Source organism: Streptomyces sp. NPDC046985 (assembly GCF_040644415.1).
Taxonomy (GTDB): Bacteria; Actinomycetota; Actinomycetes; order Streptomycetales; family Streptomycetaceae; genus Streptomyces.
Map to the genome: position 1 here is coordinate 85,631 of NZ_JBEYWK010000006.1, position 25,169 is coordinate 110,799.

Here is a 25,169-nt window from a genome sequence, read left to right on the forward strand (position 1 = left end):
CCTGCTCAGGGGCACCTCGCGCGACCGTTAGTCGACTTCATCCACTTCTGGCCCCTGTACACCGGCACGACGATCCCCCTGGACTCGTGGCGGGCGCGGATGTGGCTGGACACGTGGGTGTAGCGGGGCGGACACGACTGGGGGCGCGGCCGATGGCCGCGCCCCCCAGTCGTCAACGGTCGTCAGTGATGACGCGACCCGAGCTACCCCACGCCCCCGGTCACTGCGAGTTGTACGCCTTGACGCTCACTGCCGGGCCGTTGGAATACCTGGCCACCGCGCGCGCGGCGGCGCCGGTGACCTTGATGACCGCCGTGCCGTCAGCGGGTATGCGGACGAGTCCTCCGACCGGGGTGACAGAGATCGCTTGCTGAGTCTCGCCGTCGGCCGGCTGGTCGTACACCAGATAGGCGACGCGCACGGAGACCCCGTAGGCGTCGGGGTTGCTCACGCGCACGGCGGTGAACCGGGAGAACCTGCTGACGGACTGTCCGGCCGCGTTCAGCGGCTGCGTGGTCAGCGGGTGGATGTTGGCCCAGCCCTTGGCGTTCGCCAGGTGAGCAACGCTCACGCGAACGTCGTAGACCTGGTGCTCGCCGGGTCCCGAGAAGCGCAGGACGTCGTAACTCCACCCGCGAGGAACCGCCAGACGGCCGCTGTCGCTGCCGTAGACGGTCCGGACATGCACGTCCGGCAGCCGGCGACCCTGCCGGTCGAGCGCGGTGAACGTCAGGACAGGGACGGCCGAATGCTTCCCCGTGTTCTTGATGGACAGCGTCTGGTTGATGTAGTTGTCGCCGCCGCTTTCCCGCTGATAACTGAACGACAGCGCGTTCTTGTCCGGTGCGGATGACGACTTGCCCGCGCTCGCCTCGACTATGAACAGCGCTGCCATAGCCGCCCAGACCAACGCGGCAGCCCGTTTTCGTTCCACTGCGATCCCCCACGTACCCAGGTACCAGAGCCGCCCCCACCCCCTGGGAGCGCCGAGTGATCGTAGCCTGAGACGCGGCGGCTTCCTCCGCCTGCGCCTTGCTCCGCCCGCGGGCCCGCTGAACAGGTCGGCGCCCGCCCGCGGACAGGCCCTTGGACCGGCCCGCGGGCGGGCGTCGGGCGGGCGTCGGGCGGGCGTCGGGCGGGCGTCGGGCGGGCGTCGGGCGGGCGTCGGGCGGGCCGCGGCCGGTTTCCGTGGGGGCGGCATCCGGAAACCGCTCTCACTCTTTTTCCTCGCGCGCTCTAGAGTGCTCGGGTTGAACACGGGGAGGGAGCGCTCTCATGCGCAAGGGGGTCAAGGCCGTCGCGGTCGGCGGGGTGTGCGCCGTGCTGGTGGGCGGGGCGGTGTACGGGGGCTACAGCTTCGTCTCCGCGCTCAGCGGGGACACCGTCGCCGCCGGGCAGTCCGTGCAGGTGAAGACCGGGCCGCCGGACGCCGGCGAAGTGAAGGACGCCTCCGCGGAGTTCTTCGCCGCCTGGCAGAAGGGCGACGCGACGACGGCCGCCTCGTACACGAACTTCCCCGACGCGGCACGGGAGTTGCTCTTCTCGTACGGGCACGACGCGCGGATCGCCGGGGTGCGGGTCACGCCGGGCGAGGCGACCGGCGCCACCGTGCCGTTCTCGGTCAAGGCGACCGTCTCCTACGGCGGGACGTCCCGGACGCTCGCCTACCGCAGCCGACTGACCGTCGTGCGCGGGACCAACAGCCACCGCGCGCTGGTCGACTGGGCGCCGTCGGTGGTGTATCCCGGCCTTGAGAAGGGCGACAGGCTGGTCACCGGCGAGTCGGCCGCCCCGCCGATCCGGGCCGTGGACCGCCACGGCGCCGTGCTGACCGCGGACGCCTACCCCTCCCTGGGGCCCATCCTGGACGAGCTGCGCGAGAAGTACGGCGAACAGGCGGGCGGCACGCCCTCGGTGGAGCTGCGCGCCCGGCACCCGGAGACCGACGCCCCCGACACCCCGCTCGTCACCCTCGCCAAGGGCCGTCCGGGCACGCTGCGCACCACGCTCAGCGCGAGCGCGCAGGCGGCGGCCGAGCAGGCGGTGCAGCGGTTCGGCGAGTCCTCGCTCGTCGCCGAGCAGGCGTCCACCGGCGAGGTCCTGGCGGTCGCCAACCACCGCGACGACGCCTTCAACGCGGCGTTCCTGGGGCGGCTCGCCCCCGGCTCCACCATGAAGATCGTGACCGCCGCGGCCCTCATCGACAACGGACTCGCCACGGCGAGCGGCCCCGCGCCCTGTTACAGCGACCTCATGTGGGAGGGAGAGACCTTCCACAACCTCACGGGCATGCGGCCCGACCAGGGCGCCACCCTCGCCGACAGCTTCTCCCGCTCCTGCAACACCGCCTTCATCAAGTTCACTCCGAAGATGCGCGACGAGACGCTGACCCGGGAGGCCCAGGACCGTTTCGGGCTCGGCCGCGACGACTGGAAGACCGGCATACCGTCGTTCGACGGCTCGGTGCCCGCCGTCACCGGCCCGGACAAGGCCGCCGACCTGATCGGCCAGGGCCAGGTGCAGATGAGCCCGCTGAACATGGCGTCGGTCACGGCCACCGCGATGACCGGCCGGTTCCGGCAGCCGGTGCTGGTCTCGCAGCGGCTGGACCACCGCGAGACGGCGCGGGCCCGGGGGCTGCCGGCGGGCACGGTGGCCCAGTTGCGGCAGATGATGAACCGCGCCGCCACCACGGGCACCGCGGCCGCCGCGATGTCCGGGCTGAGCGGCAGCGTCGGCGCGAAGACCGGTTCCGCCGAGGTCGACGGCCAGGCCAAGTCGAACAGTTGGTTCACCGGGTACCGCGACGACGTGGCGGCCGCCGCCATGACCCAGGAGGGCGGCCACGGCGGCGACGCGGCAGGCCCGATCGTGGCGGCTGTGCTGCGCGCGGCCGACTGACCGACCGCGACGGCGGCCCCGGTTCAGGCGCGCGGCCGACTGACCGACCGCGACGGCGGCCCCGGCTCAGACGCGCCGCCGACTGACCGACCGCGACGGCCGCCCCGCCCGAAGCGCGCGCGAGGCGGCCGATTGTCGCAGCTTGGCCACGATGGGGTGGCCGAACTCACCTATCCGGCAAGGGACTCTAGGGTGGTGGCGGTAGCCGACCGCCCGAGGACGGACCGCGGCGGCCCCGAGCCGCGCGGGCGACGGGGGCCTGGAACACGCTAAGGACGGAAGGCAGTGGGCAAGAGAAAACGCGTCGCCGAGCGACGGAGGGCGACTCCCGCCGTGGTCGGAGCGGTCGTCGTCGCGGTCGCCGCGGGCGCCGGGATCGTCGCGTACACGCTGTACGGCGGCGGCGGAGGGGCGACCGAGGACGGCCGGAACCGGACCATGGCCGCGGGCGGCCCCCGCGCCGTGCCGACGGGGCCGCCGTCGGCGGCGGAGGTGCAGAGCGTCGCCACGCGCTTCCTGACGGCCTGGCAGCACGGCTCCCCGGCCGAGGCGGCGGCCGCGACCAGCGACTCCGCGGCGGCTGCCGCCCTGCTGACCGGCTACGCCGCGGACGCGCACCTCACGGACCTCACGCTCACGCAGGGCGCCCCCAGCGGCGGCAAGGTCCCCTTCTCGGTCAAGGCGACGGTGTCGTACGAGGGGCTGAGCAAGCCGCTGGCGTACGACAGCACGCTGACCGTGGTGCGGCGGCCCGCCGACGGCAGGCCGGTCGTCGACTGGCACGCCGCGGTCGTCCACCCCGAGCTGCACGACGGCGACACCCTGGTCACCGGCGAGTCCGGCACCCCGCCGGTGAAGGCCCTGGACCGGAACGGCGAGGAGTTGACCGCGGCGGCGTATCCCTCGCTGGGCTCGGTGCTGGACGGGCTGCGCGAGAAGTACGGCAAGAAGGCGGGCGGCCGGGCGGGCGTCGAGCTGCGCGTGGTGCGCGGCGCCGCCTCCCAGAAGGCCGAGCTGTCCGACGAGACGCTGGCGGAGCTGAGCAAGGGCACCCCGGGCACGGTGCGCACGACGCTGAGTCCCGGGCTCCAGGCGGAGGCCGAACGCCTGGTCGCCAAGCAGCAGAAGGCGTCGGTGGTGGTCATGCGCCCCTCGACCGGCGAGGTCCTCGCGGTGGCCAACACCGGCCACGGCTTCGACACCGCGCTCCTGGGCTCGCTGGCCCCCGGCTCCACGATGAAGGTCATCACCTCGTCGCTGCTGATCGACAAGGGCATCGCGGCGGCGGACAAGCCGCACCCGTGCCCGAAGACGTTCCGCTACGGCGGCTGGACGTTCCACAACGACGACGACTTCGAGATCAAGGACGGCACGCTCAAGGCGAGCTTCGCCCGCTCCTGCAACACCGCCTTCGTCAGCCAGGCCGGGAAGCTCAAGGACGACGACCTGACCAAGCAGGCCCAGCAGGTCTTCGGGCTGTCCATGGACGACTGGTCGATCGGCGTGCCGTCCTTCGACGGCGCGGTTCCGGTGCAGTCGGCGGCCCAGATGGCCGCGTCGCTGATCGGCCAGGGCGGGGTGCGGATGAACCCGCTGAACATGGCGTCGGTGGCCTCGACGATCGCCTCGGGCCGCTTCCACCAGCCCTACCTGGTCTCGCCGTCCGTGGACCACCGCACCCTCGCCACCGCCTCCCGGACGCTGTCCGCCGGCACGCTCGCGCAGGTGCGGGAGATGATGCGGTACACGGCCGCGTCGGGCACCGCCGCCGAGGCGATGGCCGGGCTCGGCCCCGACTACGGCGCGAAGACGGGGTCGGCGGAGGTCGACGGGCAGACGAAGCCCAACGGCTGGTTCACCGCCTACCGCGGCGACCTCGCGGCCGCGGGCGTCGTCCAGGCGGGCGGCCACGGCGGCGACACGGCGGGCCCCATAGTGGCGTCCCTGCTGCGCAAGGGCGCCTGACGGGCGGCGAGACGACCGGGGGCCGCCGACGTCGAAGACCAAGGGGCCGCCGGCGCCGGAAGCCGGGATCGCGGGCGCACGCACCCGTCAGCCGCTGACCGGACGCCCCCGGTCAGCGGCGCAGCACCGGCTCGGCGGCCCGCGTCGCGGCGGCCGCGTACGTGCTGCTCAGGAACCGCAGCAGCGTCCTGGTCTCGAACTGCACCACCGACACGCCCCGCGCGGAGTGGAACTCGACCACGACCTGCACCCGGCCGCACGGCCACACCCGCACCTCGCCGGTCCCGACCGGGGTGCGCAGCCCCTGTTCGAGCAGCGACCGGGCGAACGTCCACTCCCGCGGGCCGGGCATCCAGACGCGCACCGAGCGCGGGTCGCTCTCGGGGTCGTAGCGCAGGATGACGGAGACGGCGCGCGGGTCATGGCGGTCGTCGTCGGTGAGGACGCGGGCTCGCGCGCACTGCTCGACTACGGACATCGGAGGGCACCTCGCACTCGGTGACTCGCGCCGCCGCCGCCGTGCGCGTCGCGACCCGACGGCACCCGGCGGCGCTGACATGAGTGACTCCCGTCACTCCGCTTACTGAATGTCCCCTATGTGGCTCTTTACACCTTTCAGGGCAGAAACGGCGACAACTCTGTCGCTCCTGCAAGGCGTTCGCAACAGGCGTTTATGATCGAACGGTGCATGTGCCAGACGGATTCATCGACGCCCCTGCCTCCGCCGCCGCCGGAGCGATCGCCGCCGGTGCGATCGCCGTGAGTCTGCGCGGCGCCCGCCGCGAGCTGGACGAGCGGACCGCGCCACTGGCCGGCCTCGTCGCCGCGTTCATCTTCGCGGTGCAGATGCTCAACTTCCCCGTCGCGGCCGGCACCAGCGGCCACCTCCTGGGCGGGGCGCTGGCCGCGATCCTCGTGGGCCCCTGCACCGGGGTGCTGTGCGTCTCGGTGGTGCTGCTCATGCAGGGCGTCCTCTTCGCCGACGGCGGCCTGACCGCGCTCGGCGTCAACGTCACCGACATGGCGATCACCACGACCGTCGTCGCCTACGCCGTCTTCCGCGGCCTGCTGAAGATCCTCCCGCGCCGCCGCTCCTCGGTCACCGCCGCCTCCTTCGCCGCCGCGCTGGTCTCCGTCCCGGCCGCCGCGGTCGTCTTCACCCTGATCTACGCCGTCGGCGGCACCGCTGACGTGCCCCTCGGCAAGGTCGCCACCGCCATGATCGGCGTGCACGTGCTGATCGGCGTCGGCGAGGCCGTGATCACCGCGCTGACCGTGGGCGCCGTGATCGCGGTGCGCCCGGACCTGGTGTACGGGGCGCGCGGACTGCGGCAGCGGCTGAAGCTGCGGGTGAACGGCGAACTGGTCGACGCCCCCGCCGCCTCCCCCGCCGCCGCGGCCCCCGTCGCCGCGGCCCCGGCGGCCGCCCGCGCCTCGCGCCGCCGCCTGTGGATCACCGGCCTGGTCGCCTCCCTGGTGCTCGCCGGGTTTGTCAGCTTCTACGCCTCCGCCAGCCCCGACGGCCTGGAGAAGGTCGCCCGCGACCAGGGCATCGACAAACGGGAGCGGCCGCACGCCTCCTCCGACTCCCCGCTCGCCGGCTACGGCGTGAAGGACGTCTCCGACGCCCGGCTGTCCGGCGGGCTCGCGGGCGTGATCGGGGTCGGCGCGACCGTCGTCGTGGGCAGCTCCGTCTTCTGGGCCGTCCGCCGGCGCCGTACGGCCGCCGCCGAACCCTCCTCGCAGGCCGCCTGAGATGGGGGCGGGACACAGCCACCGGCTCTACCGGCACGGACGCTCCCCGGTGCACGCGCTGCCGCCGCACACCAAGCTGGCCGCGGCCTTCGCGTTCGTCGTGGTCGTGGTCTCCACGCCGCGCGAGGCGATGTGGGCGTTCGCGCTGTACGCCGCGCTGCTCGGGGGCGCGGCGGCCGCGGCCCGGGTGCCCGCCGGGTTCGTGCTGCGGCGGCTGCTGATGGAGATCCCGTTCGTCGCCTTCGCCGTGCTCATGCCGTTCGTGGCGGAGGGCCAGCGGGTGCGCTTCCTCGGGCTGTCGCTGAGCGTGAGCGGGCTGTGGGGCGCCTGGAACGTGCTCGCCAAGGGCACCCTCGGGGTCGCCGCGTCCGTCCTGCTGGCGAGCACCACGGAACTGCGCGAGCTGCTGCTGGGCCTCCAGCGGCTGAAGCTGCCCCCGCTGCTCGTCCAGATCGCCTCGTTCATGATCCGCTACGGCGATGTGATCGCCGACGAGATGCGGCGCATGCGCATCGCCCGGGAGTCGCGCGGCTTCGAGGCGCGCGGCGTCCGGCACTGGGGCGTGCTCGCCAAGTCGGCGGGCGCGCTGTTCATCCGCTCCTACGAGCGCGGGGAGCGGGTCCACCTGGCCATGGTGAGCCGGGGCTACGCCGGTTCGATGCCGGTCATCGACGAGGTGACCGCCTCGCGGGCCCAGTGGTCGCGCGCCCTGGCCCTCCCCTGCGCCGCGCTCGCCGTCTGTCTGCTGGGATGGACGCTGTGACTTCCTCTCCGCGAGCGGCCGCGACTCCTTCCGCAAGGGACGCTGTGACTCCTTCTCTGCACGTGGCCGGACTGGCCTTCGCCTATCCCGACGGCCACCAGGCCCTGTTCGGCGTCGACTTCAGCATCGCCCGCGGCGAGCGGGTGGCGCTGCTCGGTCCCAACGGCGCCGGCAAGACCACCCTCGTGCTGCACCTCAACGGCATCCTCGGCGGCGGCGCGGGCGCCGTGACGGTGGCCGGGCTGCCGGTCGGCAAGCGTCACCTGGCCGAGATCCGGCAGAAGGTCGGCATCGTCTTCCAGGACCCCGACGACCAGCTCTTCATGCCGACCGTCCGTGAGGACGTGGCCTTCGGACCGGCCGCCGCCGGGCTGAAGGGGGCGGAGCTGGAGCGGCGCGTCGCCGCCGCGCTGGAGCAGGTCGGCATGCGGGAGTTCGCCGACCGCCCGCCGCACCACCTCTCCTTCGGCCAGCGCCGCCGGGTCGCCGTCGCGACCGTGCTCGCCATGGAGCCGGAGATCCTGGTCCTGGACGAGCCCTCCTCCAATCTCGACCCCGCCTCGCGCCGCGAACTCGCCGACATCCTGCGCGCGTTGGACGTGACCGTGCTCATGGTGACGCACGACCTGCCGTACGCGCTGGAGCTGTGCCCGCGCGCGCTGATCCTCAGCGACGGGGTGATCGCGGCGGACGGGGCGACCGGCGACCTGCTCTGCGACGACGCCCTGATGCGCGCCCACCGCCTGGAGCTTCCGTTCGGCTTCGACCCGGCCTCGGTCGCCGCGGGCGCCTGATCCGAGGAATCACAGGCGCCCGCCGGGCGTTGCACTCACTGTCGCAGGCGAACAGCGGACACGAGCGGCAGGAACGAGTGACAGGACGGCGAGCGTGGACGTAGGCGCGGGCGACGCGGGCGTGCGGGTGAACGGCGAGACGGCCGAGGGCTTCGAGCCGGTCAGGGAGGCGTTCGCGGGGAACTTCGCCGCGCGGGGCGAGCGGGGCGCCGCGGTCGCGGTGTACCGGGACGGCCGCAAGGTCGTCGACCTGTGGGCCGGGACCCGGGACGTCGACGGCGCGGGCGGTGCGGGCGGCGCGGGCGCCGCGACTGGGGAGGTCGGCGCGGGCGGCGCGGCTGGGGCGGGCGGGGAGGCCGGTGCGGGCGGCGCGCCCTCCGGCGGCCCCGCACCCTGGGAGCGGGGCACCGCGCAGATCGTGCGCTCGGCGGGCAAGGGCGTCGCCGCGGCCGTCCTCCTGCTGCTGCACCAGCGCGGGGAGATGGACCTGGACGCGCCGGTGGGCGCGTACTGGCCTCAGTACAAGGCGGCGGGCAAGGAGCGGACCCTGGTCCGGCACCTGCTCGCCCACCAGGCGGGCGTGCCGGTGCTGGACCGGCCGCTGACGCCCGAGCAGGCCGCCGACCCGGAGCAGAGCGCGCGGGCGGTGGCCGCCCAGGCCCCGGCGTGGGCGCCGGGCACGGACCACGGCTACCACGCGCACACCTACGGCTGGCTGACCGGCGAGCTGGTGCGGCGGGTGACGGGACGGTCGATCGGCGAGTGGATCGCCCGCGAGGCGGCGGCCCCGGTCGGCGCGGACCTGTGGATCGGGCTGCCGGCGCACGAGGCCGCCCGCGTCGGCCGGGCGGGCCGCGTCGAGCCCCCGGCGACCGAGGCCGGGGCGCTGCGCCTGCGCCCCAAGCGCGCGGTGGCCGACGCCTACGCAGACCCGTCCTCCCTCACCCGCCGCGCCTTCGGCGCGATCGACCCGCAGCCGGACGAGAACGACCCGGCCTACCGTGCGGCCGTGCTGCCCGCCTCCAACGCCGTCGCCACGGCCGACGGCCTGGCCCGCTTCTACGCCGCGCTGATCGGCGAGGTGGACGGCGGGGTGCGCCTGTTCGCCCCGGAGACCGCGGCCCTGGCCCGGCGGGAGGCCGCGGCGGGCCCGGACCGCGTTCTGGTCGTCCCCACCCGCTTCGGCCTCGGCTACATGCTGCACAGCAGCGCGTCCCCGCTGCTCGGCCCCGGCTCCTTCGGCCACCCCGGCCGCGGCGGCGCCCTCGGCTTCGCCGACCCGGAGTCGGGCATCGCCTTCGGCTACGTCACCAACGGCTTCCGCGGCGGCGTGACGGCGGACCCGAGGGCCCAGGCCCTGATCCGCGCGGTGCGCGCGTCGCTGACGGCGTAAGGCGGGCGGGGGTGCGGGCGTGCGGGTCTTACGGTCCTGCGGGGCCTACGCGTCTTCGGGGTCGGCAGACCTGCGAACCCCGGGGCCCGGGGAGGTGCTCGGGCTGTGCGACGACGCCGCGGCGAGGCGCCGCACCGGGCGTCGCGAGCCGGTGAGCCTGTCCGATCCCAGCACCGGTGGGCGGATCAGACGTGGATCGGTCGGGTCGGACACAGATCGACCGGGTGAGACGTGGATCAGCCGGATCAGACATGGATCGACCGGGTGAGACGTGGATCAGCCGGATCAGACATGGATCGGCTGGGTGAGACGTGGATCAGCCGGGTCAGACGTGGATCGGCTGGGAACGGCGGCCTGACGCCTCGTCGATCTCCACGTGCGCCTTGTCGAGGAGTTGCAGGGCGATCTCGTTGAGCGCGCGGGCCCCGGCGATCTCCTCGCCCACCCGGGGCTGGTCGGAGTCGGTGCGGTGGCGGCTCGCGCGGCCGTGCCCGCGGACCTCGCTGCCGTCGGGCAGCCGGACCAGCGCCGCCGCCCGCGTGTGCTGGCCGTCCTCCTCGAACTCCAGCTCCACATGCCATCCCACGGCGGTATTCAACATGTCCATCACCTCCGGAGCGCCTTCTCCCAGGGTGCTCCTTTCCTAACCGGCGTGCAGCATCAGCCCGATGCCGAGCACCAGCAGGCCGGCCGCGGCCAGCCGGGGCGCGCCGAAGCGCTCCTTGAAGAACAGCGCGCCGATGGCGGCGCCGACCAGGATGGAGGACTCGCGCAGGGCCGAGACCGGCGCCAGGTCCGCCCTGGTCTGGGCCCACAGGACGAGCGCGTACGCGGTGACGGACAGGGCGGCGCCGAGCAGGCCGAGCGGGACGTACGGGCGCAGTTCGGCGGCTGGGCGGCCGCGCAGGCGGCGCACGGCGTAGACGGGGAGGACCAGGCCCTGGAGCGTCATGAGCCAGGCGATGTAGGCGAGCGGCGCACCGGAGACGCGGACGCCGAGGCCGTCGACCACCGTGTACGCCGCGATCGACAGGCCGGTGCCGAGCGCGGCCCCCACCGCCGCCCAGTTCGGCCGCCGTCCGCGCAGTCCCCACAGCGCGACCCCGGTCAGCCCGGCGCACGAGAGCGCGATGCCCGCGGCGACCCACCCGTTCGGCGTCTCGTGCGCGAAGACGGCGGCCAGTACCGTGACGACGAGCGGCGCCGTGCCCCGCGCGATCGGGTACGTCTGCCCGAAGTCGCCGAGCCGGAAGGACGTCATCAGCAGCGCGTAGTACACGATGTGGAGGGCCGCCGACGCGCACAGGTACGGCCACGCGCCGGACGCCGGCAGGCCGGTGAACAGCGCGGCGACCAGGCCGAGCAGCAGCCCGCCGCCGGAGATCAGCGCGAACCCGACGAGCTTGTCCGGGATCTTGTGCGCGAGGGCGTTCCAGCAGGCGTGGGCGAAGGCGGCCAGCAGCACCGCCGCGGTGACCAGCGGCGTCATGAGGCGCGCTCGCGCACGATCACGAATCGGGCTGCCCCGAACCGGCGTATCCCGGCGGCCGGTTCGCCGAGACCCGGCTCTCGCGGGACCCCGGCGCACCGGGGATGCGCTCCTGATGCTGTGTCGTCGCCCGCGGCACTCGTCGTCATGCGGGGCACGCTACGGCAACATTCGATCACGGTGACCACGCACTGACCTCGAACGGCGACCGGCGCCGCGGGAGTGGACCCGGTGCGCAGGCCCTCGCCCTCGCGACGTCGGCGGCGGGCGGGGCCCGCTCCGGCCATCCCTCGGCCGCTGCCAGGCCCGGCGCCCGCTCCAGCCAGCCCCCGGCCGCTGCCAGGCCCGGCGGCCGAGCAGGGTCAGCACCGCCGGGGCGCACGGGCGCACGAGTTGCTGGCGCTCCATGCCGGGCCAAGCATGGGGAGGTGGGCTATCTGCGACTGCCGCACATCAGCGGCGATCTGCTGTGCTTCGTGTCCGAAGACGACCTGTGGCTCGCGCCGCTCGACGGAGCGGAACGCGCCTGGCGGCTCACCGTGGACCGCACCAAGGCAGGCCGCCCCCGCTTCTCCCCCGACGGCCGCTCCCTCGCGTTCGCGAGCTGGCGCAGCCTGGCGCCCGAGATCAACCTGGCGCCGGTGGACGGCGGCCCGGCCGAGCAGCTCTCGTACTGGGGCTGCTCCGACACCCAGGTGTGCGGCTGGGCCCCGCCGGACGAGCACGGCCGCAGCGAGATCCTGGCCGTCACCTCGCAGGGCGAGCCGTTCTCCTACTTCACCTGGGCCTACAAGGTCGACGTCGACGGCGCCCCGGGCCGCAGACTGCCCTGGGGGCCGGTGTCCGACTTCCAGGTCGCCGAGCTGGACGGCGAGCGGCAGAGCCTGCTGCTCACCGGCACCCCGCCGCACGAACCCTTCTCCTGGAAGCGCTACCGGGGCGGCGCCATGGGGCGGCTGTGGCTGCACGGGCGGCGCCTGCTCGCCGACGTCGACGGGCACCTGGCCTGCCCCATGTTCGTCCGCGGCCGGATCGCCTTCCTCTCCGACCACCAGGGCGTCGGCAACCTCTACTCGTGCGCCTACGACGGCTCCGACCTGCGCCGGCACACCGACCACGACGCCTTCTACGCCCGTAACGCCTCCACCGACGGGCAGCGCGTGGTCTACCAGTGCGCGGGCGAGCTGTGGATCGTGGACGACCTCGCCCCCGACTCCCCGACGCGCCGGCTCGACGTGCGGCTGAGCGGGCCACGGGCGGGCCGCCGCCGCTACCCGGTGCCGGCCGCGCAGAACCTGGACGGCCTGTCCGTGGACGAGACGGGCCGGGCCAGCGCCGTCGTCGTGCGCGGCTCGCTGTACTGGCTGACCCACCGCGACGGGCCCGCGCGCACCCTCAGCGACACGCCCGGCGTCCGCATCCGGCTGCCGGAGATGCTCGGCGCCAGCGGCCGGGTCGCCTACGTCACCGACGCCGAGGGCCCGGACGCCATCGGGATCTCCTACCTGCCGCGCGCCTCGGGGCCCCGTCCCGCCCGCCGGCTCGCCGCCGGGCTGCTCGGCCGGGTGCGGGAGACGGTCTCCGACCCCGACGGCGAACGCCTCGCCCTGGCCTCGCACGACGGACGGCTGCTGCTGCTCGACGTGTCGGAGGACGTTGAAGACACTGAGGCCGCTGAGGTCGCTGAGGATGTCGAGGCTGCCGAAGGCCCCGGGCTCGGTGAGACCACCGAGGGCGCCGGGGCCGCTGAGACCGCGGAGGGTGCCGGAGCCGCTGACGCCGCCGGGACCAACCGAACCGCTGAGGCCGCCGGCAGCACCGCCGCCGGGAGCACGGCGGACACCAAGGCCGCGGCGGATACGGAAGGCGCGGCAAGCACGGAAGGCGCGGCGGCCGACGAGAGTCTGGCGGGCGCCGGGAGCAGCGCGGGCGGCGGAAGCGGCGGAAGCGGCGCAGGCGCCAGGAGCAGCGCGGGCACCGGAAGCGGCGCGGGCGCCGGGAGCAGCGCGGGCGCCGAGGACGCTGCCGGGGCGCTCGGCGGGCGGCTCACCGAGGTGATCCGGTCGGACAACGGCCCCGTGCGCGACCTGGCCTTCTCCCCGGACGGCGCCTGGTTGACCTGGTCGCATCCGGGGGTCGGCCGCTCGCTGCGGCTGATCAAGATGGCCCGTATCAAGGACGGGCTGGTCGTGGACGTGACCGACGGCCGCTTCGAGGACGAGAATCCCGTCTTCACCGAGGACGGCCGCTATCTGGCGTTCCTGTCCTGGCGCGGCTTCGACCCGGTGTACGACGTGCACACCGGCGACCTGTCCTTCCCGCTGGGCTGCAAGCCGTACCTGGCGCCGCTGTCCTCCGCGACCCCCTCCCCGTTCGCGCTGAACCCCGAGGGGCGCCCCGCGGCGGGCGGCCTGGACCCGCTGGAGGGCGAGACAGGCGGCCCGCCGGGCCAGGTGACCGTGGAGGTGGAGGGCCTGTCGAGCCGGATCACCCCGTTCCCGGTCAGCGCCTCCAAGTACTCCTCGCTCCACCCGGTCGCCGGGGGCGGCCTGGTGTGGCTGCGCTGGCCGATCTCCGGCGCGCTGGGCGAGACGTTCGCGAACCCCGACGACACCACGGGGCGGCCCACGCTGGAGCACTTCAGCCTCGTCAAGGCGAAGAAGTCCGAACTCGTCGCGCACTTGGACTGGTTCGCGGTCAGCGGGGACGGCGCCCGGCTGGTCGTGGTCGACGACGGCGACCCGCGGGCCGTGCCGTCCACCGAGCCCGGCGACGCCGACACCACGACCTGGATCGACACGCGCCGGATCCTGCACGTGGTCGACCCGCCCGCCGAGTGGCGCGGCGCCTACGAGGAGGCGGGCCGGCTGATCCGCGCCTACTACTGGGACCCGGGCATGTGCGGCATCGACTGGGACGCGGTCCTCGCCCAGTACCGGCCGCTGGTCGAACAGGTCGCCGCGCCCGACGAGTTCGCCGACCTGCTGCGCGAAGTGCTGGGCGAGCTGGGCACCTCGCACGCCTACGTCGCCGCCGCGCGCCGCAACGAGGGGCCGCCGCACTACCAGCGCTGGCAGGGCCTGCTGGGCGCCAACCTGGTGTGCCGGGAAGGCCGTTGGGTGGTCAAGCGGATCTTGCCCGGCGACTCCTCCGACTCCCGGGCCCGCTCCCCGCTGGCCGGGGCCGGAATCCGGCAGGGCGCCGCGCTCACGCACGTGGACGGCCGCCCGGTGGACCCGGTGACGGGCCCGTTCCCGCTGCTGGCCGGCTCCGGCGGCACGACGGTGGAGCTGACCTTCTCCCCGGAGGGCGGCGAAGGGCCGCCGCGCCGGGTCGCCGTAGTCCCGCTGATCGACGACCGGCCGCTGCGCTACCAGGACTGGGTGGCCAAACGCCGTGCCGTGGTGCGGGAGTTGAGCCAGGGCCGGTGCGGCTATCTGCACATCCCCGACATGGGCGGCTCTGGCTGGGCGCAGTTCAACCGGGACCTGCGCCGGGAGGTCTCCCGTCCGGCGCTCATCGTGGACGTGCGCGGCAACGCGGGCGGCCACATCAGCGAACTGGTGGTGGAGAAGCTGACCCGGACCATCCTCGGCTGGGACCTGACCCGCGACGCCGAGCCGGTGTCGTACACCTCGAACGCTCCGCGCGGACCGATCGTGGCCCTCACGGACGAGGCGACCTCCTCCGACGGCGACATGATCTCGGCGGCGTTCAAGCTGCTGAAGCTGGGGCCGGTGATCGGCCAGCGCACCTGGGGCGGCGTGGTCGGCATGACCGGACGGCACCGCCTGGGCGACGGCACGGTCATCACGGTGCCGATGAACGCCGCCTGGTTCGACGCCTACGGCTGGTCCATCGAGAACCGCGGCGTCACGCCCGACGTGGAGGTCCTGCGCACCCCGCTGGACTGGGCAGAGGGGCGGCACGTCGAGATGGACGACGCCATCGCCCTCGCCCTGAAGCTGCTGGACTCCTACCCGGCGGCCATCCCGCCCGGCTACGCCGAGGTCCCCGACCGCTCCCGCCCGAAGCTGCCGCCGCGTCAGCTCTGACGGCGGGGCGAGCGTGGGCGTCCGCTCTGACGGCGGGGCGAGCCCCTGTCGCGACCGCGCGGCTCCCGGGCTTCCGGGCTTCCGGGCTTCCGGGCTTCCGGGCTTCCGGACATGAACGTGGGGCGCCCCCACACACAGGGCGCCCCACGCCTTCCCGGCCAAAGCCGAGCGAAGCAGCGGACCGCGACCTACCGGTCGTAGTCCTCCGTCATGTGCTCGTCCGTCTCGTGGGTGTCGCCCATGGGGTGACGACCCTGCTCACGCTGCTGGGAGCCGCGCTGGCCGGCCTTGTCACGGGCCTCGCCGGGGCGCTGACCCGCCTTGTCGCGAGCCTCGCCGGCGCGCTGACCCGCCTTGTCACGGGCCTCGCCGGCGCGCTGGCCGGCCTTGTCACGGGCCTCGCCCGCGCGCTCCTTGCCGTGCTGCTTCATCTGCTCGGCCTTGTCCTGGATGTTGTCCTTCATACCCATGCTGTTTCACTCCCGTAGTGGGTGAGGGGATCCCCCGTGAGCTGGGGGATCGACCTCGTCCAGATTCACATGGGCGGTGACCCTGCGCATGTCGATCACTCACGCAGGGTAGTTGGGGTCAGGGAGGCCCCACGGTGCTGCTCGTCGGCCGCTCCTCCGGCGCCGACCAGCCCGGTGCGCATCCCGGCCAGCCGGTCCGCGAACCGCCGCATCTCCCGCTGTCCCACGGTCCCGACGGCCGCGGGCAGAAACCCGCGCACGCCCTGCATCCCCCGCAGCCACCACTGCCCGTAGACATGGGCGGCGCGCCGCTCGACGCCGTCCACGATCCGGTCCACGGCCGGGCCGAGCGGATAGGTCTTGTTGGACGGCCAGGGCAGCCGCTGCCGCAACTCCCGCATGACGTCGTCCTGATCGGCCCCGCGCACCATGTCGGTGTCCGTCCACGACAGGTAGGCGACGCCCACCCGCACGCCCCGGTGGCCGACTTCGGCCCGCAGGCTGTGCGCGTACGCCTCCACACCGGACTTGGAGGCGCAGTACGCCGTCATCATCGGCGCCGGGGTGATCGCGGCCAGCGAGGCGATCTGGAGCAGGTATCCCCGGCTCTCGGTGAGCGCGGGCAGGAACGCCCGGCCGGTGACCGCCGATCCGATCAGGTTGACCTCGATCACCCGCCGCCAGGACTCCGGGTCGGAGTCGGCGAACGGGCCTCCGGCGGCCACTCCCGCGTTGGCCACCACGACGTCCACCGTCCCGAAGCGGTCCCTGACGTCGGCGGCGACCTGGGCCATCGCCTCGTGGTCGGTGACGTCGGCGTGCCAGTGGGCGCTGTCGCCGTGCAGCCGCCCGCTGAGCTGCTTGAGCGCGTCCGGCTCCAGGCCGACCAGCGCGACCGCGGCGCCCCGCGCCGACAGCTTGCGGGCGAGCAGCTCGCCGACGCCCCGCGCGGCCCCGGTGACCACCGCGACCTGCCCCTTCAGACTCGTCCTGCTCATGCGCCCTCCCCGATCCGTGCGGTGTCAGTGTCAAGTTCGTTGTCAATGTCGGTGTCGGTGTCGGTGTCTTTGGCGCCGTCGCGGCCGACACGGACGGCGCCGCCGCCCCCGGTCGCGTAGACGGCGGCGAGTTCCCTGATCTTCCCGGTGATCAGGCCGGGCGCCTCCACGGGCGTCATGTGGCCGAGGCCGGGCAGCTCGGTCAGGCCGACGCAGTGCGGGAGCGCGGCGGCCAGCGCCCGCGCGTGCACCGGCGGGGTGAGCCGGTCGGCGCCGCCCACCACGACCGCGGTCGGCACGGTCAACTTCCGTACGCCTTGGTCGAGATCGAGCCCGGCGAGCACCCGCGACCAGGCGTGGCGCACCCGGGGCGGGCAGCCGAGCACGATCCGCGCGCACGCCTCCACCGCCTGCGGCCCCGAACGGGGACCCATCGTCGCGTACTTGAGGATGCGCAGGGAGAGCGGGGTGAGCGGGCCGAGCGGCCCCCGGGCGCCGAGGACGCGCGCGGTCAAACGGGTGCGCAGCCGTCCGGGGCGGATCGGCACGACGGTGGACTCGGCGACCAGCCGCGAACTGCCGGTGCTGCACAGCAGGACGGCCGCCGCGTGCTCCTGGAAACCGGGTCGGCCGGCCGCGGCCATCACCGTCATCCCGCCCATCGAATGGCCCGCCACGACCGCCTTCTCGCCGGGCGCGAGGGCTGCGGCGAGCACGGCCTCCAGGTCGTCGGCGAGCGCCTCGGCGCCGCACGCGGGACTCGCCGGGCTGCGCCCGTGGCCGCGCTGGTCGTAGGCGATGACGCGGTGGTCGGCGGCCAGTTCGCGGATCTGCGCGGCCCAGAAGGCGGTGGAGCAGGTCCAGCCGTGGGCGAGGACGACGGCGGGCGCGCCGCTGTCCTCGGCCGGTCCGTGCACCTCGACGTGCAGCCGGGCGCCGTCGGCGGAGACGGCGGTGAGCGCGCGGACGGGCTTCGCGGGGGCGTAGGGGCCGGAGACGACGTGCGGGGGACGGCTCACGCGTCCGCCTCCGCGGGGACCGTCCCGGCGACGGGCCGGGCGGAGGTCGCGGCCGGGCGCGGGGCGCGCAGCACGGCGTACTCCGCGAGGTCCACCCGGCGGGTCGCGCGCCGGAACTCGGTCGTGGTGCCCGGCCAGACGGTGGTGTTGCGGCCGCTGGCGTCCAGGTACCAGCTCGTGCAGCCGCCGGTGTTCCACACCGTGCGCTTCATGCGCTCCTGCACCGTGCGGTTCCAGGCGTTGACGGCGCTGGGGCGGGCGTCGAGGGCGGCCCGGCCGCCGAGGACGTCCAACTGGCGCAGGTAGTCGGCCATGTAGGCGAGCTGGGACTCGATCATCAGGATCATCGAGGAGTTGCCGAGGCCGGTGTTGGGGCCGATGATCGTCATCCAGTTCGGGAACCCGGCCGCGCAGGCGCCGCGCAGCGCGGCCATGCCGCCCTTCCACGCCTCGGCGAGCGTGACGCCGTCCGCGCCGACGACCCGTTCGGCGATCGGCATGTCGGTGACGTGGAAGCCGGTGCCGAAGACGATCGCGTCGGCCTCGGCCTCGGCGCCGTCGGCGGCGATCAGGGTGGCGCCGCGGATCTCGCTGAGCCCGCTCGCCACCACGTCCACGTTGTCCTGCGCGAGCGCCGGGTAGTACGCACTGGACAGCAGGATGCGCTTGCAGCCGATCCGGTAGTCGGGGGTGAGCTTGGCGCGCAGCTCCGGGTCCTCGATGGCGCGGGTCATGTTGCGCTTGGCGATCCGCTCGACGAAGCCGAGTTCGTCGGGATGCTTGGTGAACGCCTGGACCTGCGCCTCGCGGATGCCCCACAGCAGCCCGCGGCGCAGTCGTGCGGTGAGCGGCAGCGCCCGGTGCAGCGCGCGCTCCATGCCGGTGACGGCGCGGTCGGCGCGGGGCATCACCCACGGCGGGGTGCGCTGGAACAGGGTGAGCCGGGCGACGTCGGGCTGGATGGACGGCACGATCTGGACGGCCGAGGCGCCGGTGCCGACGACGGCGACCCGCTTGCCGGTCAGGTCGTAGTCGTGGTTCCAGCGGGCGGAGTGGAAGACCGTGCCGGGGAAGGAGTCCAGGCCCGCTATGGCCGGGATCTTCGGGTCGGACAGCGGGCCGGTCGCGGAGACCACGACGTCGGCGGAGAGGTTCCCGGCGGCCGTCTCGACGTCCCAGCGCAGCAGGTCCGCGTTCCAGGTCATCTTCTCCACCTCGGCGCCGAACCGGAGGTGCGGGCGCAGGTGGAACACGTCGGCGACGTGCTCCAGGTAGGCGTGGATGTGCGGCTGGCCGGAGAAGGTGCGGGGCCAGTCGGGGTAGGGCGCGAAGGAGAAGGAGTACAGGTGGGAGGGCACGTCGCAGGCGCACCCCGGGTAGCTGTTGTCGCGCCAGGCGCCGCCGACGCTGTCGGCTCGTTCGAGGACGACGAAGTCGGTGATCCCCTCGCGGCGCAGCCGCACGGCGGCGCCCAGCCCGCCGAACCCGGACCCGATCACCGCCACCCGTACGTGCGTCGACTCGTGCTCGGTCATTGCGCGCCCCTCCATGACTCGCGTGGCGCGCGCACCGCGGCGCGCGTCCGCACTCCAGCGACTGCGCCAGTGAACACTGGCGCAATGGGGAGCGTAGAGGAGAGCCGTACCGATCGGTAGGGGTGCGGGACGGAAAGTCACCGGCGGCACGACATAGGCTTCCGGGGTGGCAGAAGACGCTGGACGAGGCGGCGGACGGCCCGGGGACCCGCGCGAGTACCGCATGGAGGAGCTGGCCCGGCAGGCCGGCATCACCGTACGCACCCTGCGCTTCTACCGCGAGCGCAAGCTGATCGCGCCGCCGCGCCGCGAGGGCCGCATCGCCTGGTACGACGACCGCCACCTGGCCCGGCTGCGCACCATCGCGGCGCTGCTGGAGCGCGGCCACACCCTCAACGGCATCGCCGAACTCGCCGAGGCGTTCGACCACGGCCGCGACGTGGGCGACCTGCTCGGCGTGGGCGAGCCCAGCGAGGAGACGCCGGTCCGCCTCACCCCCGAGGAACTGGCCGACCGCTTCGCGGGCGAGGTCACCGCCGAGAACCTGGCCGCCGCCATGGACATGGGCTACCTCGGCGCCGACGGCGACGCGATCGTGCACATCAGCCGCCGCCTGCTGGACGTCTCCGCCGCCCTGGTCCGCGAGGGCATCCCGCTCGCCGAGGTGCTGGACGCCGCCCACCGGGTGCGCCGGCACGCCGAGTCGCTGGCGGAGCTGTTCGCCGACCTCGTCGGCCGGCACGCCTGCGAGCAGGAGCTGCACCGGCTGCGCCCCCTGGCCAAGAGCGCGGTGGAGGCGGAGCTGTCGCTGGCGCTGGACAGGCGGCTGCGCGCGAACCCGAAGGGCGACTGAGCCCGTAGCGCGACTGAGCCCGGCTGAGCCGGACGCCCGCGCGCCTCGGGCGCACCGACGCACCGACGCACCGACGCACCGACGCACCGACGCACCGACGCACCGACGCACCGACGCACCGACGCACCGACGCACCGAGCAGGGACTTACCGCCTCAGCGGGCAGGGGTCGCTCAGCCTCCGCCTCAACGGGCAGGGGTCCTCAGCGCAGGGGTCCCTCAGCTTCCGCCTCAACGGGCAGGGGTCCTCAGCGCAGGGGTCCCTCAGCTTCCGCCTCAACGGGCAGGGTCCCTCGGCCTCCGCCTCAGCGAGCAGGGGTCGCACCGCCTCAGCGGTCAAGGGTCCCTCAGCGCAGGGGGTCCCTCAGCCTCCGCCTCAACGGGTCACCGGTCGTAGACGACCGTCACCGGCGCGTGGTCCGACCACCGCTCGGCGTGGGCGGCCGCGCGCTCCACGACGCCCTTGACGGCCTTGGCCGCGAGGCCGGGCGTGGCCATGTGGTAGTCGATCCGCCAGCCCGAGTCGTTGTCGAAGGCGCGCCCCCGGTACGACCACCAGCTATACGGTCCCTCGACGTCCGGATGCAGGGCGCGCACGACGTCGACGTAGCCGCCGTCTCCGGGAGCGAGGACCGCGCTCAGCCACGCGCGCTCCTCGGGCAGGAAGCCGGAGTTCTTGGCGTTGCCGCGCCAGTTCCGCAGGTCGGCCTGCTGGTGGGCGATGTTCCAGTCGCCGCAGACCAGCACCTCGCGCCCGTCGGCGGCGGCCCGCTCGCGCAGTTGCTTGAGGTAGGCGGCGAACTCGCCCATGAAGCGGGACTTCTCCTCCTGGCGCTCGGTGCCGACCTCGCCGGAGGGGAGGTACAGGCTGGCCACCGTCACGCCGGGCAGGTCGGCCTCGACGTACCGCCCGGCGGCGTCGAACTCGGACGACCCGAAGCCGATGCGGACGCGGTCCGGCTCGCGGCGGGTGTAGAGGGAGACGCCGGCGCGGCCCTTGGCGGCGGCCGGCGCGTGCACGGCGTGCCAGCCGCCGGGGCTGCGCACCTGCTCGGGGAGCTGCTGCGGCTCGGCGCGCACCTCCTGGAGGCACAGCACGTCGGCCCCGGTCCCGGCCAGCCACTCCACGAAGCCCTTCTTCGCGGCGGCGCGCAGGCCGTTGACGTTGGCGGAGGTCACAGTGAACACGCGGGCACTTTACCGGCACACTGGACGGGGTCCCGTAAGAGACCCCGCACCCGTTCCCCCGTTACCCAGTGACATACGGTACCCAGCATGCACATCCGTCCCGTGCCCTTCGACCACCCGGACGCCGTCAAACTGAACGACGAGGTCCAGTCCGAGTACCACGTGCGCTACGGCGACGGCGGCGACGCCACGACCCTGGAGCCGTCCGACTTCCGGCCGCCGAACGGCGTCTACCTGATCGCCTACGACGAGAGCGGCGTCCCCGTCGCCACCGGCGGCTGGCGCAGCCAGGACGGCAACCCCGAGGGCAACGAGGACGGCGACGCCGAGCTGAAGCGGATGTACGTGATCGACTCCATGCGCGGCCGCGGCCTGGCCCGCCGCCTGCTCGCCGCGCTGGAGGCCGACGCCCGCGCCGCCGGCCGCCTGCGCATGGTCCTGGAGACCGGCGACCAGCAACCCGAGGCGATCGCCCTCTACACCTCCAGCGGCTACGCCCCCTGCACCAAGTTCGGCTACTACCGCGAGTACGAGTCAAGCATGTGCTTCGCCAAGCCCCTACACGACGCATAACCGCCCCCGCAGCCCCTCACCTCTACGGGGCGCGCCCGCCCACGACTCGGCTCGGATCAGCGCACGGCGCGGCCCCCGACGACGGCCGAGTCCTCCGGCCGCCTTCAGGGGCTGCTGAGCAGACGCCGCACGGAGTCGGTGATCCACGTCCCGATCGACGAACGCAGGCACTGGTTGTCCGCGAGGTGTTCCTCGAACTCCGGCCAGTGGGCGCGGGTCCGCTCGATCGTGCGCACGGCCTCCTCGCGCAGCCGGCCATTGCTTGTGCCGAGCCGATGGTCCAGGACGCGTTCGAGCCGGTCGAACGTGGCGAGCTGTACTCGTTCGAAGGACTTGCTGCCTCCGAACTTGAGCCCGAGGTCTTCCGGATCGTCGCTGGGGGCGTAGGAACTGGTGGACACCAGGTCGTACACCGGCGACAGCGACGGGACTCGGCGGTCGCGATAGATCAGAGACCAGTTCTTCAGATGGGCATCTCCATTGCCCACCACCACGGAGAACGCGATGCGACGGGCGGCCTCGCGCAGCGATTCCACGTCGTGGCCGCGAAAGGCGATGGCCGCGACCGTCTCGAACGCCGACTGGTACTTGTCCTGCGGATACTTGTCCCTGACTTGTGCGAAATCCTCGATGTGGACGGGAGTGCGGTGCTCGTCTCGGGTCCGGTCGAAACGCCGGACAGCGTAGGCCCACTTTTCGTCGTTCGGCCACATCCGGTCAGGCAGACCCTCGAACTCGTCACGATGCATGATGCGGACATCGGGGACGTCCAACCCTGCGGCCTTGGCCAAGGACATGATCGTGAATTCGTTGCGCGGCACGTCCGGGTGCCGGTAGTCCGGGAACTTGACCAGCCAGTCACCGTACTCGCCCGCGGCAGGAACAGTGAGCCGATCCCCTCTGGCCAGCATGGAGAACTTCAGGGCGACTCCCGCCAGGGAGAATCGCCACGGTGAGTCTGGAGAGGGAAAGCCGAAGGCCCCGCCGCGGCGCTTCTCCGCTGCTCCCGACGATTCGCCGTCAGGCCACTCCCAACCGTCGTCGGGACCGTCGGCCGGCAGCACCTGGACGGCGCCCGGCAGGTCATGGCCCACCTGGGCGAGGAGTTCCATCTCCCGGTCGAGCGAGACACCCCGGTCGCCGGCGATCCACTCTCGCAACGGGCCTTCGGGGAGAAGGTTGGAGAACCAGTAGGGCAGGCGCAGAGCCGAGGCGTAGGGGGCGCGCAGGTTTTCTTCGAAACGAAGCCCGAGGACGGGGCGCCGCGGGTCGGTCGCATACGACTCGTTGACGACGAAACGGGTGTAGTCGCCCTTCTGGCAGAGCGTGCCGACTCTTTGCGAATGCAGAAGTACGGCGTAGTACTTCTCCGGAATCATGGTCATGCGCGACGATTTCCTGTTCAAGCAGAGTGGACCGGTCAGAACCTTTCTTCGGGTTCGTCGAGTTCATCGAGAGTGTCGAAGTCCAGAGAGCCCAGCGAGGGGGTGTCCTCGTAGTCCCATTCGGCCATGCGCGCGAGGAAGTCCTCCAGATTCTGCTGGATGATCCGCTGACGCAGGGAAAGGAAGCCCTCTCGGTCTCCCTCGGCAAGTGCCTGGCTTGTCCGATCGTCCATGACGTGCGACGCCAGGACGAGCTTCCAGGTCTCGGCGTCCAAGTGAGCAGGACGATGGGCCAGTAGCGTCGCACTCTCGGACACCGGATCTTCCTCGCTGGGCAGGAACAGGCGGTTCGCCGCGTATAGGACCTGCTGGGACGTCAGTCCACGGGGAAAGATCACGTGGGCTGCCGTGCTCGCGGTCTTCTGGTCCGCCAGCAGGATGGAGAGGGTCGGGAGATCGACAGGTGCCCCGGTGACCAGTGAACGGGGCCGCAGTGACCACCAAGAGCTGAGAATGATCTTCGCGGCGGCCTCGTTGGTCCGGAACCGCTCGATGGTCGGGAGCGCCGGCTGGGCCTCGGCCATGGCGTCCATGAGGCCCATGATCGAGCCGTGTTCGTCGCCCTTGCGGATACGGGCGCACAGGACACGCGACACCTGCGTGAAGCTGCCCTTGAAGACGGCGGGACCGGACACGGCCACACGCCAGTACAACCGTCGCAACAGGCGGCGCGTGTTGGGTTCCGGGTCGGGGAAGTGCGCGAAGAAGCGGGTCAGGACGACGAGCAGCGCACGATAGACGAGCAGCGCGAGGTGCGGCACCTCCGCCTCGGTCTGTAGGAAGCCGATGGCGCGAACCATCGCCTCTTCTCCCTCGCCGTAGGCCGTGTACTGATCCTCGTCTTTGAATTCCGGGGCCGTACGGCGGCCGACAGAGCTGAACTCGTTGCGGATGTCTCGGGAGGGGTCCGGCCCGCGGCGCGCGAGAATAGACGCGAGGACAGTGTCCGTGTCAATGGTGCCGAACCCGGTTCTGGCGGCGACGCGGTCGGCGATCCTGGAGAGATTGAGCCGCTCCTCGGCGCCTTCTTCCGGGCCGGCGTAGAGCGCGGAGAAGATCTCCGCGCGGTTGAGGCGTTTCCCGTAGTTGTTCATCCGGTCGAAGATGTCCGTCAGGATGTCCAGGTCGTCCTGGCGTACGAGATAGGCGGGCACCTTGTACTGGCGCAGCGCGGTGGCCACACGGTCTGCCTCTTCGAACAGCTCGGTCACCAGTTCACCCTCCGCACGGAACCAGCCGATGAGCTTCCTCAAGTCGAAGAGGACAGGCAAGGGGATGTGCTGGGGCTCGCGCGTCTTGGGCTGCGCGATGAACCTCTTCTCCCTGAGGTCGTAGTAGATGGAGAAGGGTTCGTGAAGGTGCCCCTCCGGACTGAGGGCATTCGCGAGACTGGTGATGCGCTGCTGTCCGTCCACGACCCAGAGGGCGTCTGGTGCGGCCGGTCCGTCGATCTTCAACTGTCCTAGAGTGAAGGAACGCGCGGTCGTCTCGCGGACCCAGAGAAGCAGGTTCCCAATGGGATAACCCTTGACGATGCTGTCGAAGAGCCGGAGCACGTCGGTGGTTCCCCAGCGAAACTCACGCTGAAAGTGCGGAACGTGGATTCTGCCCTTCCATGCCTGGGCCACGAGATCGCCCAGCTCGTATGTGGTCGCGCCGGGCTGGGTTTCCAGACCTGAGTTCGTCATCTCCAGAGCCCCTTGTCAGGTGTTCGTGATCAGACTCGCGTGATGACGAGCATGTGGCAACGTGTTTCCGGCTGCCCCTCAGCGAGGATCTTCGCAGCCCGCCGACCGCTCTCGCAGGCACTCCTCATGCCGTCAGAAATCCGTACGTCCTGGATCCTGCGCCTGGAACGCCGCCATCCACCGACCGGAGCAGGGATCGAGCGATCCCCGAAACGACTAGATCCCGCCGATCATGATGATCGGCGGGATCTAGTCGACCACTCCTGAGCGGACTCAAGAACAGTCGT

General features: G+C 72.8%; 20 protein-coding genes. 9 read left to right on the forward strand and 11 right to left on the reverse strand.

Annotated elements, in window-relative coordinates; all coding sequences use genetic code 11:
• Positions 1-220: 220 nt before the first annotated feature.
• Entirely contained in the window at positions 221-895 is a 675-nt protein-coding gene (locus ABZ861_RS09625; RefSeq protein ID WP_361626422.1) for a hypothetical protein, read from the reverse strand.
• 380 nt (positions 896-1,275) lie between these two features.
• Here ABZ861_RS09625 and ABZ861_RS09630 point away from each other — a divergent pair, with 380 nt between their 5' ends.
• Positions 1,276-2,901 carry a penicillin-binding transpeptidase domain-containing protein gene (locus tag ABZ861_RS09630; protein ID WP_361626425.1) on the forward strand — a complete coding sequence of 542 codons (1,626 nt, stop codon included), beginning with the start codon at positions 1,276-1,278 and terminating at the stop codon, positions 2,899-2,901.
• Positions 2,902-3,186: 285 nt separating this feature from the next.
• Positions 3,187-4,866, forward strand: coding sequence for a penicillin-binding transpeptidase domain-containing protein (locus ABZ861_RS09635; protein ID WP_361626428.1), 1,680 nt, complete (start codon positions 3,187-3,189; stop codon positions 4,864-4,866).
• A 112-nt stretch (positions 4,867-4,978) separates the two neighbouring features.
• On the opposite strand, the gene ABZ861_RS09640 is transcribed toward ABZ861_RS09635, so the two are convergent.
• The gene (locus ABZ861_RS09640; RefSeq protein ID WP_361626431.1) at positions 4,979-5,344 is read right to left on the reverse strand and encodes an SsgA family sporulation/cell division regulator; all 366 of its coding nucleotides are present in this window, start codon (positions 5,342-5,344) and stop codon (positions 4,979-4,981) included.
• A gap of 206 nt (positions 5,345-5,550) precedes the next feature.
• Between ABZ861_RS09640 and ABZ861_RS09645 the strand changes: the two genes are divergently transcribed.
• The 4 genes from ABZ861_RS09645 to ABZ861_RS09660 all read left to right on the forward strand — a co-directional run bounded on the left by ABZ861_RS09645 (position 5,551) and on the right by ABZ861_RS09660 (position 9,571).
• Positions 5,551-6,621: an energy-coupling factor ABC transporter permease gene (locus ABZ861_RS09645; protein ID WP_361626434.1), complete on the forward strand. Its 1,071-nt coding sequence runs from the start codon at positions 5,551-5,553 to the stop codon at positions 6,619-6,621.
• Between the two features lies 1 nt (position 6,622).
• Entirely contained in the window at positions 6,623-7,384 is a 762-nt protein-coding gene (cbiQ, locus tag ABZ861_RS09650; protein ID WP_361626437.1) for a cobalt ECF transporter T component CbiQ, read from the forward strand.
• Positions 7,372-8,178 carry an ABC transporter ATP-binding protein gene (locus ABZ861_RS09655; protein ID WP_361626440.1) on the forward strand — a complete coding sequence of 269 codons (807 nt, stop codon included), beginning with the start codon at positions 7,372-7,374 and terminating at the stop codon, positions 8,176-8,178. The genes cbiQ and ABZ861_RS09655 overlap by 13 nt, the downstream gene beginning before the upstream one ends.
• Before the next feature lie 121 nt (positions 8,179-8,299).
• Positions 8,300-9,571, forward strand: a complete 1,272-nt coding sequence (locus ABZ861_RS09660; protein ID WP_361627007.1) for a serine hydrolase domain-containing protein — start codon at positions 8,300-8,302, stop codon at positions 9,569-9,571.
• A gap of 325 nt (positions 9,572-9,896) precedes the next feature.
• Here ABZ861_RS09660 and ABZ861_RS09665 read toward each other — a convergent pair whose 3' ends face one another.
• Positions 9,897-10,172, reverse strand: a complete 276-nt coding sequence (locus ABZ861_RS09665) for a DUF1876 domain-containing protein (protein ID WP_361627010.1) — start codon at positions 10,170-10,172, stop codon at positions 9,897-9,899.
• A 42-nt stretch (positions 10,173-10,214) separates the two neighbouring features.
• On the reverse strand, positions 10,215-11,060 hold the full coding sequence (locus ABZ861_RS09670; protein WP_361626443.1) for a DMT family transporter: 846 nt from the start codon (positions 11,058-11,060) through the stop codon (positions 10,215-10,217).
• A 428-nt stretch (positions 11,061-11,488) separates the two neighbouring features.
• Between ABZ861_RS09670 and ABZ861_RS09675 the strand changes: the two genes are divergently transcribed.
• Positions 11,489-15,115 (forward strand): S41 family peptidase, encoded by a 3,627-nt coding sequence (locus ABZ861_RS09675; RefSeq protein ID WP_361626446.1) that lies wholly within the window; start codon positions 11,489-11,491, stop codon positions 15,113-15,115.
• A gap of 188 nt (positions 15,116-15,303) precedes the next feature.
• Here ABZ861_RS09675 and ABZ861_RS09680 read toward each other — a convergent pair whose 3' ends face one another.
• From ABZ861_RS09680 to ABZ861_RS09695, 4 genes are all read right to left on the reverse strand, one after another.
• The gene (locus ABZ861_RS09680; RefSeq protein ID WP_361626449.1) at positions 15,304-15,585 is read right to left on the reverse strand and encodes a hypothetical protein; all 282 of its coding nucleotides are present in this window, start codon (positions 15,583-15,585) and stop codon (positions 15,304-15,306) included.
• 95 nt (positions 15,586-15,680) lie between these two features.
• Positions 15,681-16,583 (reverse strand): SDR family oxidoreductase, encoded by a 903-nt coding sequence (locus ABZ861_RS09685; protein ID WP_361626452.1) that lies wholly within the window; start codon positions 16,581-16,583, stop codon positions 15,681-15,683.
• Positions 16,580-17,602: an alpha/beta hydrolase gene (locus ABZ861_RS09690; RefSeq protein WP_361626455.1), complete on the reverse strand. Its 1,023-nt coding sequence runs from the start codon at positions 17,600-17,602 to the stop codon at positions 16,580-16,582. Before ABZ861_RS09690 ends, ABZ861_RS09685 begins: the two co-directional genes overlap by 4 nt.
• Positions 17,599-19,137 carry an NAD(P)/FAD-dependent oxidoreductase gene (locus tag ABZ861_RS09695; RefSeq protein ID WP_361626458.1) on the reverse strand — a complete coding sequence of 513 codons (1,539 nt, stop codon included), beginning with the start codon at positions 19,135-19,137 and terminating at the stop codon, positions 17,599-17,601. The genes ABZ861_RS09690 and ABZ861_RS09695 overlap by 4 nt, the downstream gene beginning before the upstream one ends.
• A gap of 223 nt (positions 19,138-19,360) precedes the next feature.
• Between ABZ861_RS09695 and ABZ861_RS09700 the strand changes: the two genes are divergently transcribed.
• Positions 19,361-19,990: a MerR family transcriptional regulator gene (locus ABZ861_RS09700; protein WP_361627013.1), complete on the forward strand. Its 630-nt coding sequence runs from the start codon at positions 19,361-19,363 to the stop codon at positions 19,988-19,990.
• Positions 19,991-20,372: 382 nt separating this feature from the next.
• Here ABZ861_RS09700 and ABZ861_RS09705 read toward each other — a convergent pair whose 3' ends face one another.
• Complete coding sequence (locus tag ABZ861_RS09705) at positions 20,373-21,176, reverse strand: exodeoxyribonuclease III (RefSeq protein ID WP_361626461.1); 804 nt, start codon at positions 21,174-21,176, stop codon at positions 20,373-20,375.
• An 87-nt stretch (positions 21,177-21,263) separates the two neighbouring features.
• On the opposite strand from ABZ861_RS09705, the gene ABZ861_RS09710 reads away from it, so the two are divergent.
• Positions 21,264-21,749, forward strand: coding sequence for a GNAT family N-acetyltransferase (locus ABZ861_RS09710; RefSeq protein ID WP_361626464.1), 486 nt, complete (start codon positions 21,264-21,266; stop codon positions 21,747-21,749).
• Positions 21,750-21,853: 104 nt separating this feature from the next.
• Here the strand turns inward: ABZ861_RS09710 and ABZ861_RS09715 are convergent, their stop codons facing one another.
• Positions 21,854-23,134 (reverse strand): HipA domain-containing protein, encoded by a 1,281-nt coding sequence (locus tag ABZ861_RS09715; RefSeq protein ID WP_361626467.1) that lies wholly within the window; start codon positions 23,132-23,134, stop codon positions 21,854-21,856.
• Between the two features lie 35 nt (positions 23,135-23,169).
• The gene (locus tag ABZ861_RS09720) at positions 23,170-24,882 is read right to left on the reverse strand and encodes a DUF262 domain-containing protein (protein WP_361626470.1); all 1,713 of its coding nucleotides are present in this window, start codon (positions 24,880-24,882) and stop codon (positions 23,170-23,172) included.
• Positions 24,883-25,169: the final 287 nt, after the last annotated feature.